Annotated in this window: 14 protein-coding genes; 5 read left to right on the top strand and 9 right to left on the bottom strand. The window is 35.5% G+C overall.

Annotated features, from left to right (window positions below; all coding sequences use genetic code 11):
* Window positions 1-105 precede the first annotated feature (105 nt).
* On the bottom strand, window positions 106-2784 hold the full coding sequence (clpB, locus tag FFO06_RS10170) for an ATP-dependent chaperone ClpB (protein ID WP_137907936.1): 2679 nt from the start codon (window positions 2782-2784) through the stop codon (window positions 106-108).
* 96 nt (window positions 2785-2880) lie between these two features.
* A complete protein-coding gene (gene gloA / locus FFO06_RS10165) occupies window positions 2881-3273 on the bottom strand; it encodes a lactoylglutathione lyase (protein WP_137907935.1) in 393 nt (130 codons plus the stop codon).
* A 175-nt stretch (window positions 3274-3448) separates the two neighbouring features.
* Here gloA and FFO06_RS10160 point away from each other — a divergent pair, with 175 nt between their 5' ends.
* Together FFO06_RS10160 and FFO06_RS10155 are read left to right on the top strand one after the other, a co-directional pair.
* A complete protein-coding gene (locus tag FFO06_RS10160) occupies window positions 3449-4033 on the top strand; it encodes a Uma2 family endonuclease (protein ID WP_137907934.1) in 585 nt (194 codons plus the stop codon).
* A gap of 25 nt (window positions 4034-4058) precedes the next feature.
* Complete coding sequence (locus FFO06_RS10155; protein WP_137907933.1) at window positions 4059-4637, top strand: Uma2 family endonuclease; 579 nt, start codon at window positions 4059-4061, stop codon at window positions 4635-4637.
* A 174-nt stretch (window positions 4638-4811) separates the two neighbouring features.
* Here the strand turns inward: FFO06_RS10155 and FFO06_RS10150 are convergent, their stop codons facing one another.
* Window positions 4812-5852 carry an NADP(H)-dependent aldo-keto reductase gene (locus FFO06_RS10150; protein ID WP_137907932.1) on the bottom strand — a complete coding sequence of 347 codons (1041 nt, stop codon included), beginning with the start codon at window positions 5850-5852 and terminating at the stop codon, window positions 4812-4814.
* A gap of 5 nt (window positions 5853-5857) precedes the next feature.
* Between FFO06_RS10150 and FFO06_RS21945 the strand changes: the two genes are divergently transcribed.
* Window positions 5858-6091, top strand: coding sequence for an element excision factor XisI family protein (locus tag FFO06_RS21945; protein WP_236097116.1), 234 nt, complete (start codon window positions 5858-5860; stop codon window positions 6089-6091).
* A 263-nt stretch (window positions 6092-6354) separates the two neighbouring features.
* Here the strand turns inward: FFO06_RS21945 and FFO06_RS21505 are convergent, their stop codons facing one another.
* The 4 genes from FFO06_RS21505 to FFO06_RS10125 all read right to left on the bottom strand — a co-directional run bounded on the left by FFO06_RS21505 (window position 6355) and on the right by FFO06_RS10125 (window position 8101).
* The gene (locus tag FFO06_RS21505; RefSeq protein ID WP_201275444.1) at window positions 6355-6585 is read right to left on the bottom strand and encodes a PIN domain-containing protein; all 231 of its coding nucleotides are present in this window, start codon (window positions 6583-6585) and stop codon (window positions 6355-6357) included.
* Complete coding sequence (locus FFO06_RS10135; RefSeq protein ID WP_137907931.1) at window positions 6575-6883, bottom strand: FitA-like ribbon-helix-helix domain-containing protein; 309 nt, start codon at window positions 6881-6883, stop codon at window positions 6575-6577. Before FFO06_RS10135 ends, FFO06_RS21505 begins: the two co-directional genes overlap by 11 nt.
* Before the next feature lie 123 nt (window positions 6884-7006).
* Window positions 7007-7549: a hypothetical protein gene (locus FFO06_RS10130; RefSeq protein ID WP_137907930.1), complete on the bottom strand. Its 543-nt coding sequence runs from the start codon at window positions 7547-7549 to the stop codon at window positions 7007-7009.
* A 39-nt stretch (window positions 7550-7588) separates the two neighbouring features.
* On the bottom strand, window positions 7589-8101 hold the full coding sequence (locus tag FFO06_RS10125) for an SHOCT domain-containing protein (RefSeq protein WP_137907929.1): 513 nt from the start codon (window positions 8099-8101) through the stop codon (window positions 7589-7591).
* A gap of 317 nt (window positions 8102-8418) precedes the next feature.
* Between FFO06_RS10125 and FFO06_RS10120 the strand changes: the two genes are divergently transcribed.
* On the top strand, window positions 8419-9768 hold the full coding sequence (locus tag FFO06_RS10120; protein ID WP_137907928.1) for a helix-turn-helix domain-containing protein: 1350 nt from the start codon (window positions 8419-8421) through the stop codon (window positions 9766-9768).
* A 91-nt stretch (window positions 9769-9859) separates the two neighbouring features.
* Here FFO06_RS10120 and FFO06_RS10115 read toward each other — a convergent pair whose 3' ends face one another.
* Entirely contained in the window at window positions 9860-10090 is a 231-nt protein-coding gene (locus FFO06_RS10115) for a hypothetical protein (protein WP_027400762.1), read from the bottom strand.
* A gap of 369 nt (window positions 10091-10459) precedes the next feature.
* On the opposite strand from FFO06_RS10115, the gene eno reads away from it, so the two are divergent.
* The gene (gene eno / locus FFO06_RS10110) at window positions 10460-11749 is read left to right on the top strand and encodes a phosphopyruvate hydratase (RefSeq protein ID WP_137907927.1); all 1290 of its coding nucleotides are present in this window, start codon (window positions 10460-10462) and stop codon (window positions 11747-11749) included.
* A 231-nt stretch (window positions 11750-11980) separates the two neighbouring features.
* Here the strand turns inward: eno and argC are convergent, their stop codons facing one another.
* Complete coding sequence (argC, locus tag FFO06_RS10100) at window positions 11981-13039, bottom strand: N-acetyl-gamma-glutamyl-phosphate reductase (protein WP_137907925.1); 1059 nt, start codon at window positions 13037-13039, stop codon at window positions 11981-11983.
* Between the last annotated feature and the right edge of the window lie 226 nt (window positions 13040-13265).

The following is a 13265-nucleotide window of genomic DNA, read 5'->3' as shown; positions in this document are numbered from 1 at the left end:
ACGCAAAGGACGCAAAGGAAGAAAAAAGAACAAAGATATGGGTAAGATATAAAACACAATTTTATCTCTGCTCCTCTGCGTCTCTGCGTGAGAAAAAACTAAATCTTATATATCTGAAGATGCTTCTATTAACTTCATAGTGTTTTGAGTCGCTGTCACCTTCACAGGCTGTTTTTTATGAAAAGTTAAACCAGTTTCACCCATATCAATCAAGATGGTATCACCAGAAATAAAAGTATTCTCCAGTAATTTGGTGGCTAGAGGATTTTCGACCTCTCGTTGAATTGACCGTTTTAACGGACGTGCGCCATAAACCGGATCATAGCCAGCTTCTACAAGATGATCACAAGCGGCTTGTGATATCTCAAAGGAGATTTTTTGTTCTTTAAGTAGATTTTCCACCCGTTTGAGTTGAATACGGATAATATGACCCATCTCTGAACGATTAAGAGTATGAAAGAGAATAATGTCATCAACGCGGTTCAGAAATTCAGGACGGAAGTGACTTCGCAAACTTTCCATGACTTTATTCCGCATCAAATCATACTGGGAATCATCGCCGGAGACATCTAAAATATGTTCACTCCCAATGTTGCTAGTCATGACTATGACAGTATTTCGGAAATCTACAGCCCGTCCTTGGGAATCAGTAACTCTACCATCATCCAAGACTTGCAATAAAATATTAAATACATCGCGATGGGCTTTTTCCACTTCATCGAACAGTACCACCGAATAAGGATGTCTGCGAATTGCTTCGGAAAGTTGTCCCCCTTCTTCATAACCCACATATCCTGGAGGCGCACCGACTAAACGAGAAACTGAGTGTTTTTCCATGTACTCGGACATATCCAAACGCACCAAAGCATCCTCTGAATCAAAGAGAAATTGAGCTAAAGCGCGAGCCAGTTCAGTTTTACCCACGCCAGTTGGTCCCATAAACAAAAATGACCCAATAGGTCGAGAGGGGTCTTTCATCCCCGCGCGGGCGCGGCGAATCGCCGCAGAGACGGCGGAAACGGCTTCTTCTTGACCTATTACCCTTTCATGTAAATGACTTTCTAATTTGAGTAATTTTTGTCTTTCCGATTCTAAAAGCCGATTTACGGGGATTCCTGTCCATTTTGCCACAATTTCGGCAATATCGGCTTCGGTGACTTGTTCGCGCAGCAGGGTAGAACCTTGGGTTTGAATTTCTGATAGTTGGGTTTCTTTGCTTTCCCGTTCCCTTTGTACGCCCTCTAATTTACCATACTTGAGTTGGGCAGCTTTATTTAAATCATAATCTCGTTCTGCTTGTTCAATTTGTATCCTTAGCGTATCCTCTTCTTTTTTTAAAACGCTAATTGCTTCTAATAACTGCTTTTCTCCTTGCCATTTTTGATTAAATACTTCCTGTTTAACTGTTAAACTGGCAATTTCTGCCTGAATTCGTTCTAATCGTTCTCTAGTTGGGGAAATACTCTGTTCTTCTCTCGATAATGACAGCTTTTCCATTTCTAGCTGCATTAATCTTCTATCAATGGTTTCTAATTCCGCAGGTTTAGAAGTAATCTCCATTTTTAATTTCGCTGCTGCTTCGTCAACTAAGTCTATGGCTTTGTCTGGTAGAAATCTATCCGCAATATAACGCGCTGACAAGGTTGCAGCAGCCACTAAAGCAGAATCAGAAATTTTGACGTTATGATGCACTTCATAACGCTCTTTTAAACCTCGCAAAATAGAAATTGTGTTTTCTACTGTTGGTTGGTCTACATATACCTGTTGAAAACGTCTTTCTAATGCTGCATCTTTTTCAATAAATTTGCGATATTCATCTAAAGTGGTTGCACCAATACAACGCAATTCACCACGGGCTAACATGGGTTTAAGTAAATTACCAGCATCCATAGATCCTTGTTGATTAGAACCAGTACCGACAACGGTATGGAGTTCATCAATAAATAAAACTACTTGCCCATTGGATTCCGTAACTTCACGTAGGACGTTTTTTAAACGGTCTTCAAATTCACCTCTATATTTGGCACCAGCAATCAAACTACCGATATCTAAAGAGATTAGTTGGCGATTCTTTAAAGACTCAGGAACGTCACCATTCACCATTCTTTGGGCTAAGGCTTCAGCGATCGCAGTTTTACCGACTCCTGGCTCACCAATTAATACAGGGTTATTTTTGCTACGACGAGATAAAACCTGAATTACCCGACGAATTTCATCATCTCTACCGATAACCGGATCTAACTTTCCGGCTTTGGCTTGTTCTGTCAAATCTCGTCCAAATCTTTTTAAAGCTTCATCAGGTACATCTACTTCTGCTTTAGGAGATGATTTTAGTTTTTGACTATTGCGAGTAGATTTAACTCCCAGTTCTACTTGAGCGATATCTATATTTAAGCTTTTAAATAAGCGTTTACCAATCCGTTCATCATCAGCAAAGGCCAAAATTATATGTCCTTCCGAGATTTCCTCCTCCTTCATTTTGGCTCTAATTTCATTAGCTTTATCTAAAAGCAAATCCAAATTACGCCCCAGGTAAAGTTGATCACTTTTCCCCACCTTAGGTTGACGTTGAGTAAAAGCCTCTAATTGTTGTTTAAATCGGACAGAATCAACCTCCGCGCGGGTGAGAATGGCTGTAGCTAGGCTAGTTGGTTCTTCTAAAAGAGCAATAATTAAATGTTCAACTTCTAATTGTTGTTGTTTATAAGCGCGAACCACGTCTTGGGATTTTGTTACTGCTTCCCAGGCTGTATCAGTAAATTTATTAGGATCTGTAGGCTGCATCTTGAGAATTTTAGATTTTAGATTTGTGACTTAAGTTTATAGCTAGAATGGGTAAAGGGTAAAGAAGTTTTTATCTTCCTACCCCCCTACCTTAAATTATTCTGGAATTTTTAACTGAATCAATTCAACTTTATAACCATCTGGGTCTTCGACAAAAGCAATTACCGTTGAACCATGTTTCATAGGTCCTGGTTCTCGAACTACTTTACCACCCAATTGGCCAATGGCTTCACAGGTAGCATAAATATCATGCACACCTAAAGCGATATGACCATAAGCATTTCCTAAATCATACTTTTCTACGCCCCAATTGTGGGTGAGTTCTATGACTGAGTGGTCACTTTCTTCCCCATAACCGACAAAAGCCAGGGTAAACTCTCCCCCTGGGTAATCTTTGCGTCGGAGTAACTTCATTCCCAGGATATCACAGTAAAATTTCAAGGACTCGTCTAAATTACCTACTCGGAGCATGGTGTGTAGTAATCGCATATTCACCCTTTGTTCAATTCTTATATTTTATATCTAATCAGGAATTTTCAGGAAACTTGCGTTTAATTCTGTTTTTAATTGCTCAATTGGTAATAATTATGTATTAACTAATTTCAGCAACGGTTTGTGGTAAATGTGGTAAAATTGATGTTAATTTTAGATGGAAGAAATAATTATGATTTCATCACCTTTGATATTACATTTTCCCTCATCAATGCAAATGACAGATGAACAATTCTTTCAATTCTGTCAAGAAAACCGTGATTTACGCATTGAGAGAAATAAATTTCGAGAAATATCAATTATGCCACCAGCAGGTTCAGAAACAGGAAACCGTAATTTTAACTTAGCTGGACAATTATATGTGTGGTCAGAAAAAGATAACACAGGAATTTGTTTCGATTCTAGCACGGGATTTACACTTTCTACAGGTGCAAAACGTTCTCCTGATGCTGCTTGGATCAAATTAGAAAGATGGAATCAACTTACACCAAAACAGCAGAAAAAATTTGCACCTATTTGTCCTGATTTTGTGATTGAATTAAGGTCAGATTCTGATCAATTGCAGCCGTTAAAAGATAAAATGAATGAATATATGCAAGAACCAGAAATAAAATTAGGTTTATTAATTGACCGTAAAAATCGCCGAGTTTATATTTATCATCCTGGACAAATAGAAGAGTGTTTAGAAAATCCTGATACTGTTAGTTGTGATCCTGTTTTATCAGGATTTGTTTTGAATATGAATAAAATTTGGTAAACCAAATAAATAGAAGGAAATTATCATGCTTTCATCTCCTTTAATGTTGCAAATGCCATCATCAATGACAGATGATCAATTTTTTGAATTTTGTCAACTAAACCGTGATTTACGGATTGAGAGAAATCAATTTGGAGAAATATCAATTATGCCACCCGCAGGTTCAGAAACAGGAAACCGAGAGTTTAATATTGCTGTACAGTTAGGAATTTGGTCAGAAAAAGATGGTACAGGAATTGGTTTTTCTTCCAGTACAGGATTTACACTTTCTACAGGTGCAAAACGTTCTCCTGATGCTGCTTGGATCAAATTAGAAAGATGGAATCAACTTACACCAAAACAGCAGAAAAAATTTGCACCTATTTGTCCTGATTTTGTCATTGAATTAAGGTCAGCTTCTGATAATTTGCCACCTTTAAAAGATAAAATGCAGGAATATATGCAAGAACCAGGAATCCAATTAGGTTTATTAATTGACCGTAAAAATCGCCGAGTTTATATTTATCGTCCTGGACAAATAGAAGAGTGTTTAGAAAATCCTGATACTGTTAGTTGTGATCCTGTTTTATCAGGATTTGTTTTGAATATGAGTAAAATTTGGTAGTGATAAAATAAATAATAATTGATATTTATAAGCTGTTTTATATTTAAAAACTTTGGTTGATATTATTTGATAATATCTGAAATAGAAAGCAAAAAAAACCTCCGAACTTCATAAAAAAACTCAGAGATTCCTGGCAATTATTACTTGTGAAAAAAGAAAAAAAAAGAAAAATAGTTAAGGTGCTGGATTAGGATAACGAGTGTGAATTGCATCTATTTCCTCTAAAACTTGTTTATCCAAAACTACATTCACACTATCTATATTTTCTTGCAATTGTTGTAAATTGGTTGCTCCAATAATTGTGCTTTTAACAAACCAGCGACTCTTCACAAAAGATATAGCTAATTGTGACGGTGTGAGATTATGCTTTTTAGCAATTTCTACATAAGCAATTATAGCTTCTTGAACATTAGGTTTTAGATAACGTTGTCCAAAACCTGGAAATAGAGATATTCTCGTATTTTCTATTGCTTGATTTTCTATGTACTTACCACTTAAAAAACCAAAAGCTAGAGGACTATAAGCCAGTAAACCAACATCTGTATAGCGAGAAACTTCTGCTAGACCTGTATCAAAGTCGCGATTTAGTAAATTGTAAGCATTTTGAATTGAAACAACTTGAGGTAGTCCCAATTGGTTAGCAATGCGAATAAACTCACTTACCCCCCAAGGAGTCTCATTGCTTAAACCCAAATAGCGAATTTTTCCCGCTTGAATAATATCAGCAAATGCTGTTAACTGTTCAGCAATGGGAACTGTTTCCCGCTCAAATTCTGGATTATAAATTGTCTGTCCAAAGGTGGGAACATAACGATCTGGCCAATGAATCTGATACAAATCTATGTAATCTGTTTGTAACCTCTGCAAACTATCATTTACTGCTTGTGAAATATTATCATAGTTAATTTTATTATTTCCACCTCTTAACCATGAAAAATGACGACCAGGACCTGATATTTTGGTAGCAACTATGATTTGATCTCGTTGCTGTTTCTGCAACCATTCACCAATATAAGTTTCTGTTTTTCCTTGAGTTTCTCCACGAGGAGGTGCGGGATACATTTCCGCAGCATCTAGAAAATTTATTCCTTGATTAATAGCGTAATCTAGTTGTTGATGTGCATCCTCAATGGTATTTTGACTTCCATAGGTCATAGTTCCTAAACAAATTTCTGAAACTTTGAGGTCGCTTGCACCGAGTTGGTTGTATTTCATAATTTTTGAATAATTCTCATCAATTCTATTGTACTATAAAAACACAGTTTACCGCCCTACTTGCAACAAGCGGTGAATTGTTTAATATTTTCTTCCTATCTCTGCTCTGCTTCCTCCGCACCTCTGCGGAAAGGGGAGCAACTGGGGAATTATTGGAATTAGCAGTAGGAAAGGATGATATTGTTTTAGGGTTTATTCGTCCTGAGTATCGGCCGTTTACAGATTTTTCTGTAGCTTAAAACAAAGTATAAAATAGAATAATAAGTTCTGGGAATAATAATTATGATAAATACTTATTCACAAATTCTTGAGGACTTAAACATTCAAACTCTTTTGTTTCTTGAACTAAACAACGAATTAGTTTATAATTAGCAGAAACAAAACATTGAGTTTCACCCTTACTAGCAGTTAAATAAACTCCAATATCTTCACGAGTAATTAATCCTAAATCTTCTATTTTGAGCCATTCCTCAGAAGTAAAATTGACATAAATAACTTGTAATTATTGCCAAATACGCGCTACAATTTGACTACCCCAATCTTTATTATACAAACGTTTAGATAATCGTAAAATTTGATCTAATAACTCTTCTGAAACGATAGCTTCTACAGAAGAAGGTTGTAAAAAACCAACTGATTCTAATATTTTTCTTTCATAACTATTCTGATTAGCCACACCAATAATATAAATATTAGTGTCTAAAAATAGACGTTGAGGGATATCATAACTCATTGTCATGCTCTGCTTTTAATAAATGTTCTTCAGCCATTTCTCTTTTTACATCTTGAACTAAATCAATAATTTGCTCATGGGAATGATATCCTTGATTATCCAAGGACTCTTTTACCTGTGCTGCTAATATTTCTAGGGGAATTAATGTTTGTTCCTGAGAGTTTTCTCGGACATTTTTGGTAACAGCTTGTGTTAAAATTAGTTTTAACTCAGTCTCTAGAGTCCGTCCATGTTGTTCTGCTTGATATCTGAGATTTTCGACTAGGTTGGGTTCTAAGTTATCTAGAATTATTTTCATATTTCATACATAGCTTGGGATTGGTTTATATTATAGCATTTTTCAGGGTTATATATCAACGCGATAGGGGTTTAGCAATGCTAAACCCCTATCTTAAAAATCAATGCACCTTACACGACTACTCTACTCAAGTGAAGCTTTTCTTTGAGTATACTCTTGTTCATTAATTAAACCACGCTCAAAGGCAATTTTCAAACTATACAATTTCTCAAAATTGTTGACTTTTTTATTTAATTTAACTTGAGCAATTTCAAACTCCTCATCATCAATAACTTCTAAAGATTTAAGTTCCTCTAACTTCTTCAATTCTGCTTCGACTTCTTTTTTTATTCTTAACAAATCCTCTGCTTTATCTTGTTCAGCTTGTTTAGCTTTTAATTCTTTGATTTTTTCTAAAATCTCTATTTTTTCTGCATCTAATTTTCTAATCGGATTGAATAATTTGGCTACAGCTTCTTTACTGATTGATTCAGCTTTACGCAGATTATCTGCTTCTAATTGACCTAGTAAAGTATATTGTTTTTCCAGCTTAATTTCAATTTCTTTGATTTGAGTTTCTAATTTATTAATTTCGCTTTGTCTCTGAGAATCAACCGAGCTTTTAGTTGAAGCTTCAGCTATTCCTTCACCAAAAGATTGAGTAAGATTTTTAAAAAAGTTAGCCATGATTAGAGTCTCCTGATAATTGAATTTTTTTGATATTTGCTAGATAGATTCAAGAATTTTCTGTTTCTGAAGTTTAAATTCTTCGTCAGAAATTTCATTCGCTTCATATCTTTCCTTCAGTTCTTTAAGCAATTTAACTGCTTTATCATCGGTTTTATAACTTAAAGAAGATGAAGAAGATAGAACTGAATTCTGAAAATTAGAACTTGGTACAGATGTTGTTTTTCCTCCTAGTCTCTGACGTGCAGACCTGACAGTAATTACTTGTTCTGCTGTAATCGCACTTATACCTAAAAGAGAGATAAAATTCGTAGAATTTTCTTCAGGGTTTGAAGATGAACCCATCTTAACTAAAACACTCAAAATAATGGTATAACCAAAAATTTTCAGTGGATTAATTGCTCTATTTAAATAAATTAATCCAGCAGGAAAGAAGATAAAACTTAGCACTCCTGTAAGAATTTCATTTTTTTGAGCTAATTCACTGGTACGATTTATATCTCTTTTGCTGGGTACAAATGGATTCCAAACAGATAAATTTTCCTTGTTCATACAATTAATAGGTTTGGACTATATAAGATTAACTCATGAAATTTTAGGAGTTATCAGATAGTGAAATTATCAGATATCTCTAAAAGTCAAATTTGCATTCTTGAGAAAATATGTTTATTTGTGTACTCAAAATCTGACATATTTTACTACGATTTCTTAATTATAACAAAACATTAAATAATCAGTGATCTAAAAATATCTTATTTTATCTTTAATTCAATTAATGCAATTTAAAATAAAATGTTATGAAATGTATGATTTTATCTAAAAAGTCTGATATAATAAATAACATTAGTTAGTAATCATAGCTATTTCTTATGGATATCATAGAAGTTTTACAAATAGCTGATAATTTGGTATTCGCGGATACAGGAAAGCACTTAGATGATATTCAGGAAACGGTCATTAAGGGAGTATGGGAGGGTAAAACCTATGATAAAATTGCTGATGACTCTCATTGTAGTGAAAGTCATATTAGGAATATAGGATATAAACTTTGGCGAACTTTTTCTAATCATTTGGAACAAGATATTCATAAAAGTAATTTTCGTTCTACTCTATCACGATTAAAGTTAACATCCTCACCTATAGTTATTCAGCAAAATAATAATATTAGGTTTAATTTTTGTCCATCATATCCTCAATTGAATAAAAATGAAACCCCAAACAATAATAATCAAAATCAACAATCATTTAAACATGATTTAAAATCATCTCCTCAAATTATTCGTTTTTACGAAAGAAAAAAAGAACTAGAAAACCTAGATAATTGGATATTAAATAAAAATACGCGTCTAGTCTCAGTATTAGGATTAAATGGAATTGGTAAAACTACTTTAGTTAAAAGATTTATTGATTTAAATTTACAACAATTTGAGGTAATTATCTGGAGAAGTTTAAAATTTCCTAAGTCTCTAGATTTACTAATTGATGATTTATTAAAGATTGCTGAACAAGAAAGTCAAGAAAATACAGATAATAAGTTAAGACAATTATTAGATTTTCTGACGGAAAAAAGATGTTTGATTATTATTGATGATCTGGAAAATATTTTTGCTAGTGGTCAATTTGCAGGAAGCTATCAAAATGAATATAAAAATTATCAAACCCTTTTGACAATGATAACAGAAGTTGAACATCAAAGTAGTTTAATTTTAATCAGTCAAGAAAAATGTACAGATATGGACTTTGGAGATGAAGAATTATCTCACACTCAATATTTAGAATTATCCAGGTTACAGAATGTTGAAATTTTAAAAAATCTGGGGTTGAAAAATGAGAATAGCTGGTTAAAATTGATTGATTTATATGAAGGTAATCCTCTTTATCTAAAAGATATTGCTGTTTTAATTAAAGATATTTTTAATGGTTATGTTGATGATTTTATGGCTGAAAATAACTTAATTATTACCAAAAATATGCAATTTAACTTGAGTCAAGTATTTAATAGATTATCATCTATAGAACAGCAAATTGTTCTAGCATTAAGTAAATTTAATCAACCTGCACAGAGAGAAGATATAAAACAAAACTTAGACTTATCATCAATGCAATTGATTAATGGTTTACAATCTTTAAAACAACGGTATTTACTGAAAACAGTTGTCCAAGAAAAAGTTTTATTTAATTTATCTGCTGTATTTAAAGAGTATTTACAAATGAGATAAGTTACGGTGGGAAGGGACGAATATTTATTGCAGCTACTCATAAACTCTACTTCGATGTGCAATCAGCAAAATAGTTACCAGCACCGTATAGTTAATATTTTCGTTTAAGTTGCTCAACAGAAATTACCTTACCTTCTTTAACATTTTCTTTCGCTTTAGCAAAATCTTCTTTAAATCCTTGAATTTTCAATAACTCTTCAGTAGCATCATTATCTTGTCTATCTGCCAAATACGCCAAAAAATCAACAGCCACTAATAATCTTTCTGGTGACAGTTTATCAACATATTCTTGAATTTGTTGACGAATTTCTACTGTATTCATAAATAATCTTTGCTATTTTCTGAAAATTATAACATACAAAAATGTAGAAATATCTGTCAGAATCAGGATATCCAGGATTTGAGGATTGTCAGGATTTTGTACCTAAATATTAAAAATAGCAACTAATTTCTTCAGAAACAGTCAAGCCGTATAAATAATCCTGTACATCCTTTAATCCTGAGCATCCTGATTCTGACAAATTCCGTGTTTCTTTCCATACTCAGCGAGCATTACCACCTGTCGTGATTGGAAATCTTCTTTAATCTCAGGCAAAAAATTCTGTTATCGGCATAAGCTAACGATTGGGTTATTAGTAAACTGTAAAGGTTAAACCCACAGCGCACACCGAGAATTAAGGATAAATCAGAAATGACGAAATTCCTAGATACTGCTATTGAAGCCATTGTCGCCCGCGAAATCCTCGACTCACGCGGTAGACCAACCATTGAAGCCGAGGTACATTTAGCTAATGGCGCTATCGGACTGGCACAAGTTCCTAGCGGGGCTTCTACGGGTTCATTTGAGGCTCATGAATTGCGTGATGGTGATAAAAGCCGTTATGGGGGTAAAGGCGTACTCAAGGCTGTCCAGAATGCCAATGAGGTACTAGCTCCCAAGTTACTAGGTTTGGATGCTCTCAACCAAGAAGCCCTAGATAAATTGATGATTTCCCTAGATGGTTCACCCAATAAGGCCAATTTGGGAGCAAATGCAATTTTGGGCATTTCCTTGGCTGCTGCAAAGGCTGGTGCGGAGTCTTTAGGTATTCCTCTCTATCGCTATTTAGGTGGACCTTTGGCGAATTTATTACCTGTCCCTTTAATGAATGTGATCAATGGTGGAGCGCACGCAGCTAATAATGTAGACTTTCAAGAGTTTATGATTGTCCCCATTGGCGCTCCTTCTTTTAAGGAAGCTTTGCGTTGGGGAGCGGAAGTATTTGCTACTCTCAGCAAGGTGTTAGATGATCAAGGTTTGCTGACGGGTGTGGGTGATGAAGGTGGTTTTGCACCTAATCTAGAATCTAACCAAGTAGCTTTAGAATTGTTGGTAGCAGCGATTAAACAAGCTGGTTATAAGCCTGGGGAAGAAGTAGCCTTGGCTTTAGATGTGGCTGCAAGTGAATTTTACAAAAACGGCCAGTATGTTTATGATGGTAAACCCCATGCACCAACTGAGTTTATTGATTATTTAGCGGAATTAGTTGATCAATATCCTATTGTATCTATTGAAGATGGTTTACATGAGGAAGATTGGCAAAGTTGGCAATTACTGACTGAGAAATTAGGCTCAAAGGTGCAATTGGTGGGTGATGATTTATTTGTTACCAATGCAACCCGCTTACAAAAGGGTATTGAACAAAAAGCAGGTAATTCGATTTTGATTAAATTGAATCAAATCGGTTCACTCACTGAAACTTTGGAAACCATTGATTTAGCAACTCGCAACGGTTTCCGCTCAGTAATTAGCCATCGGTCTGGGGAAACAGAAGATACAACTATTGCTGATTTAGCTGTAGCTACTCGCGCTGGTCAAATTAAAACCGGTTCTCTGTGTCGCAGTGAACGGGTAGCTAAGTACAATCGCTTGCTCCGTATTGAGCATGAATTAGGCGATCGCGCCATCTATGCTGGTACTATTGGTTTAGGACCAAAATAGGTTACAGGTGACAGGTTACAGGTGACAGGTTACAGTAAAAAAAACGTAAGAGGTTTAATAAATATCTTTCTGTTCCCTGTTCCCTGTTCCCTTGTCAGTTGTCAATTGTCAATTGTCAGTTGTCAGTTGTCAATTGTCAGTTGTCAGTTGTCAGTTGTCAGTTGTAAAACGTGAATTACCAATTACCAATTACCCATTACCAATTACCCATTACCCATTACCCATTACCCATTAAGGATAAAACCCAATTTTAGGTAGTCCCAAGGTTTCATCCCAGCCTAGCATCAGGTTCATACATTGAATTGCTTGTCCCGCTTGACCTTTAATCAAGTTATCAATCGCTGACATAACAATCACCCGGCCGGTGCGGCGATCAACTTCTATACCAATGTAGCAGGAATTACTTCCACACGCCCATTTGGTTTGGGGATAAGTACCACTGTTACAGATTTTTACCCAGGGAGAATTGCGATAAAAGGCGTTATAGATGGTAATTAAATCATCACGGACTAAACCGGGATCACGCATGGTAGCATAGACAGTGGCTAAAATCCCCCGCACCATGGGGATTAAATGGGGTGTAAATTGAATTTTAACTTCATGTCCGGCTAATTCGCTACAAATTTGCTCGATTTCTGGGGTGTGGCGGTGTCTAGCAACGTTATAAGCACCCAGGGAGTTATCAGCTTCCGCTAACAGCAGGTTAACTTTGGCTTGTCTTCCGCCCCCAGATGTGCCAGATTTAGCATCAATGATAGCTGTTTCGGGAACTATTAAACCTTGTTTTAACAGAGGAGACAATGCCAGTAAACTGGCTGTAGGATAGCAACCAGGACAGCCGACCAGATTCGCGTCAGCAATGCGCGAGCGGTATAATTCTGGTAGACCATAAACTGCTGTTGCTGCTGTAGTGCGATCGCTTCTTTCTGTCCCATACCAAGTAGTATAAGTCTTCAAATCACTAAAGCGATAATCGGCACTCAGATCCAGTACCTTAGAACCTTTTTCTATAAGTTTAGGAGCGATTTGGCAAGCGAGTCCATTGGGTAAAGATAAAAATACCACTTGACAACGACTAGCAATGATGTCCGGTTCTACAGCTTCAATAGGTAATTCTACTATATTACCAAAATGTGGGTAAAGGTCAGCAAAGGATTTACCTGCACTGCTTTCACCACCTAAATAAACTAGTTCTACTTCAGGATGATCCATTAGTAGTCGCACTAGTTGTACTCCGCCATACCCTGACGCGCCAACAATTCCCACTGGTACGCGTCTTAAATTTACCATGATCTTAAATCCTTATCCACTTTTAGTTATCTATTATCAATCATTAGCAGTCAAGCTACTAGCTAATTACTGATGACTTGTTATTGAACTTTCGCTGCATTATATCCCACATTCCGCACCCCAAACTGTCACAGAGGTAAATTACGTAGAGAAAAAATTAAAGAGAGCATCAAAACAAACATATAAAGTGAAAAAAGGCATTTGAGAAACAGTAAATCACCAAAAA

Source organism: Dolichospermum planctonicum (assembly GCF_005402965.1).
Taxonomy (GTDB): domain Bacteria; phylum Cyanobacteriota; class Cyanobacteriia; order Cyanobacteriales; family Nostocaceae; genus Dolichospermum; species Dolichospermum planctonicum.
Note: the sequence above shows the minus strand (reverse complement) of the source record. Positions and strands in the feature narration are given on the sequence as shown.

What these genes read in the sequence shown, in the direction of transcription:
- FFO06_RS10130 (WP_137907930.1), bottom strand. Translation starts at nt 7,549, where the DNA reads ATGGCTAACTTTTTTAAAAATCTTACTCAATCTTTTGGTGAAGGAATA.
- FFO06_RS10115 (WP_027400762.1), bottom strand. Translation starts at nt 10,090, where the DNA reads ATGAATACAGTAGAAATTCGTCAACAAATTCAAGAATATGTTGATAAA.
- FFO06_RS21505 (WP_201275444.1), bottom strand. Translation starts at nt 6,585, where the DNA reads ATGAGTTATGATATCCCTCAACGTCTATTTTTAGACACTAATATTTAT.
- clpB (WP_137907936.1), bottom strand. Translation starts at nt 2,784, where the DNA reads ATGCAGCCTACAGATCCTAATAAATTTACTGATACAGCCTGGGAAGCA.
- gloA (WP_137907935.1), bottom strand. Translation starts at nt 3,273, where the DNA reads ATGCGATTACTACACACCATGCTCCGAGTAGGTAATTTAGACGAGTCC.
- FFO06_RS10150 (WP_137907932.1), bottom strand. Translation starts at nt 5,852, where the DNA reads ATGAAATACAACCAACTCGGTGCAAGCGACCTCAAAGTTTCAGAAATT.
- FFO06_RS10120 (WP_137907928.1), top strand. Translation starts at nt 8,419, where the DNA reads ATGGATATCATAGAAGTTTTACAAATAGCTGATAATTTGGTATTCGCG.
- FFO06_RS10160 (WP_137907934.1), top strand. Translation starts at nt 3,449, where the DNA reads ATGATTTCATCACCTTTGATATTACATTTTCCCTCATCAATGCAAATG.
- argC (WP_137907925.1), bottom strand. Translation starts at nt 13,039, where the DNA reads ATGGTAAATTTAAGACGCGTACCAGTGGGAATTGTTGGCGCGTCAGGG.
- FFO06_RS10135 (WP_137907931.1), bottom strand. Translation starts at nt 6,883, where the DNA reads ATGAAAATAATTCTAGATAACTTAGAACCCAACCTAGTCGAAAATCTC.
- FFO06_RS10155 (WP_137907933.1), top strand. Translation starts at nt 4,059, where the DNA reads ATGCTTTCATCTCCTTTAATGTTGCAAATGCCATCATCAATGACAGAT.
- FFO06_RS10125 (WP_137907929.1), bottom strand. Translation starts at nt 8,101, where the DNA reads ATGAACAAGGAAAATTTATCTGTTTGGAATCCATTTGTACCCAGCAAA.
- eno (WP_137907927.1), top strand. Translation starts at nt 10,460, where the DNA reads ATGACGAAATTCCTAGATACTGCTATTGAAGCCATTGTCGCCCGCGAA.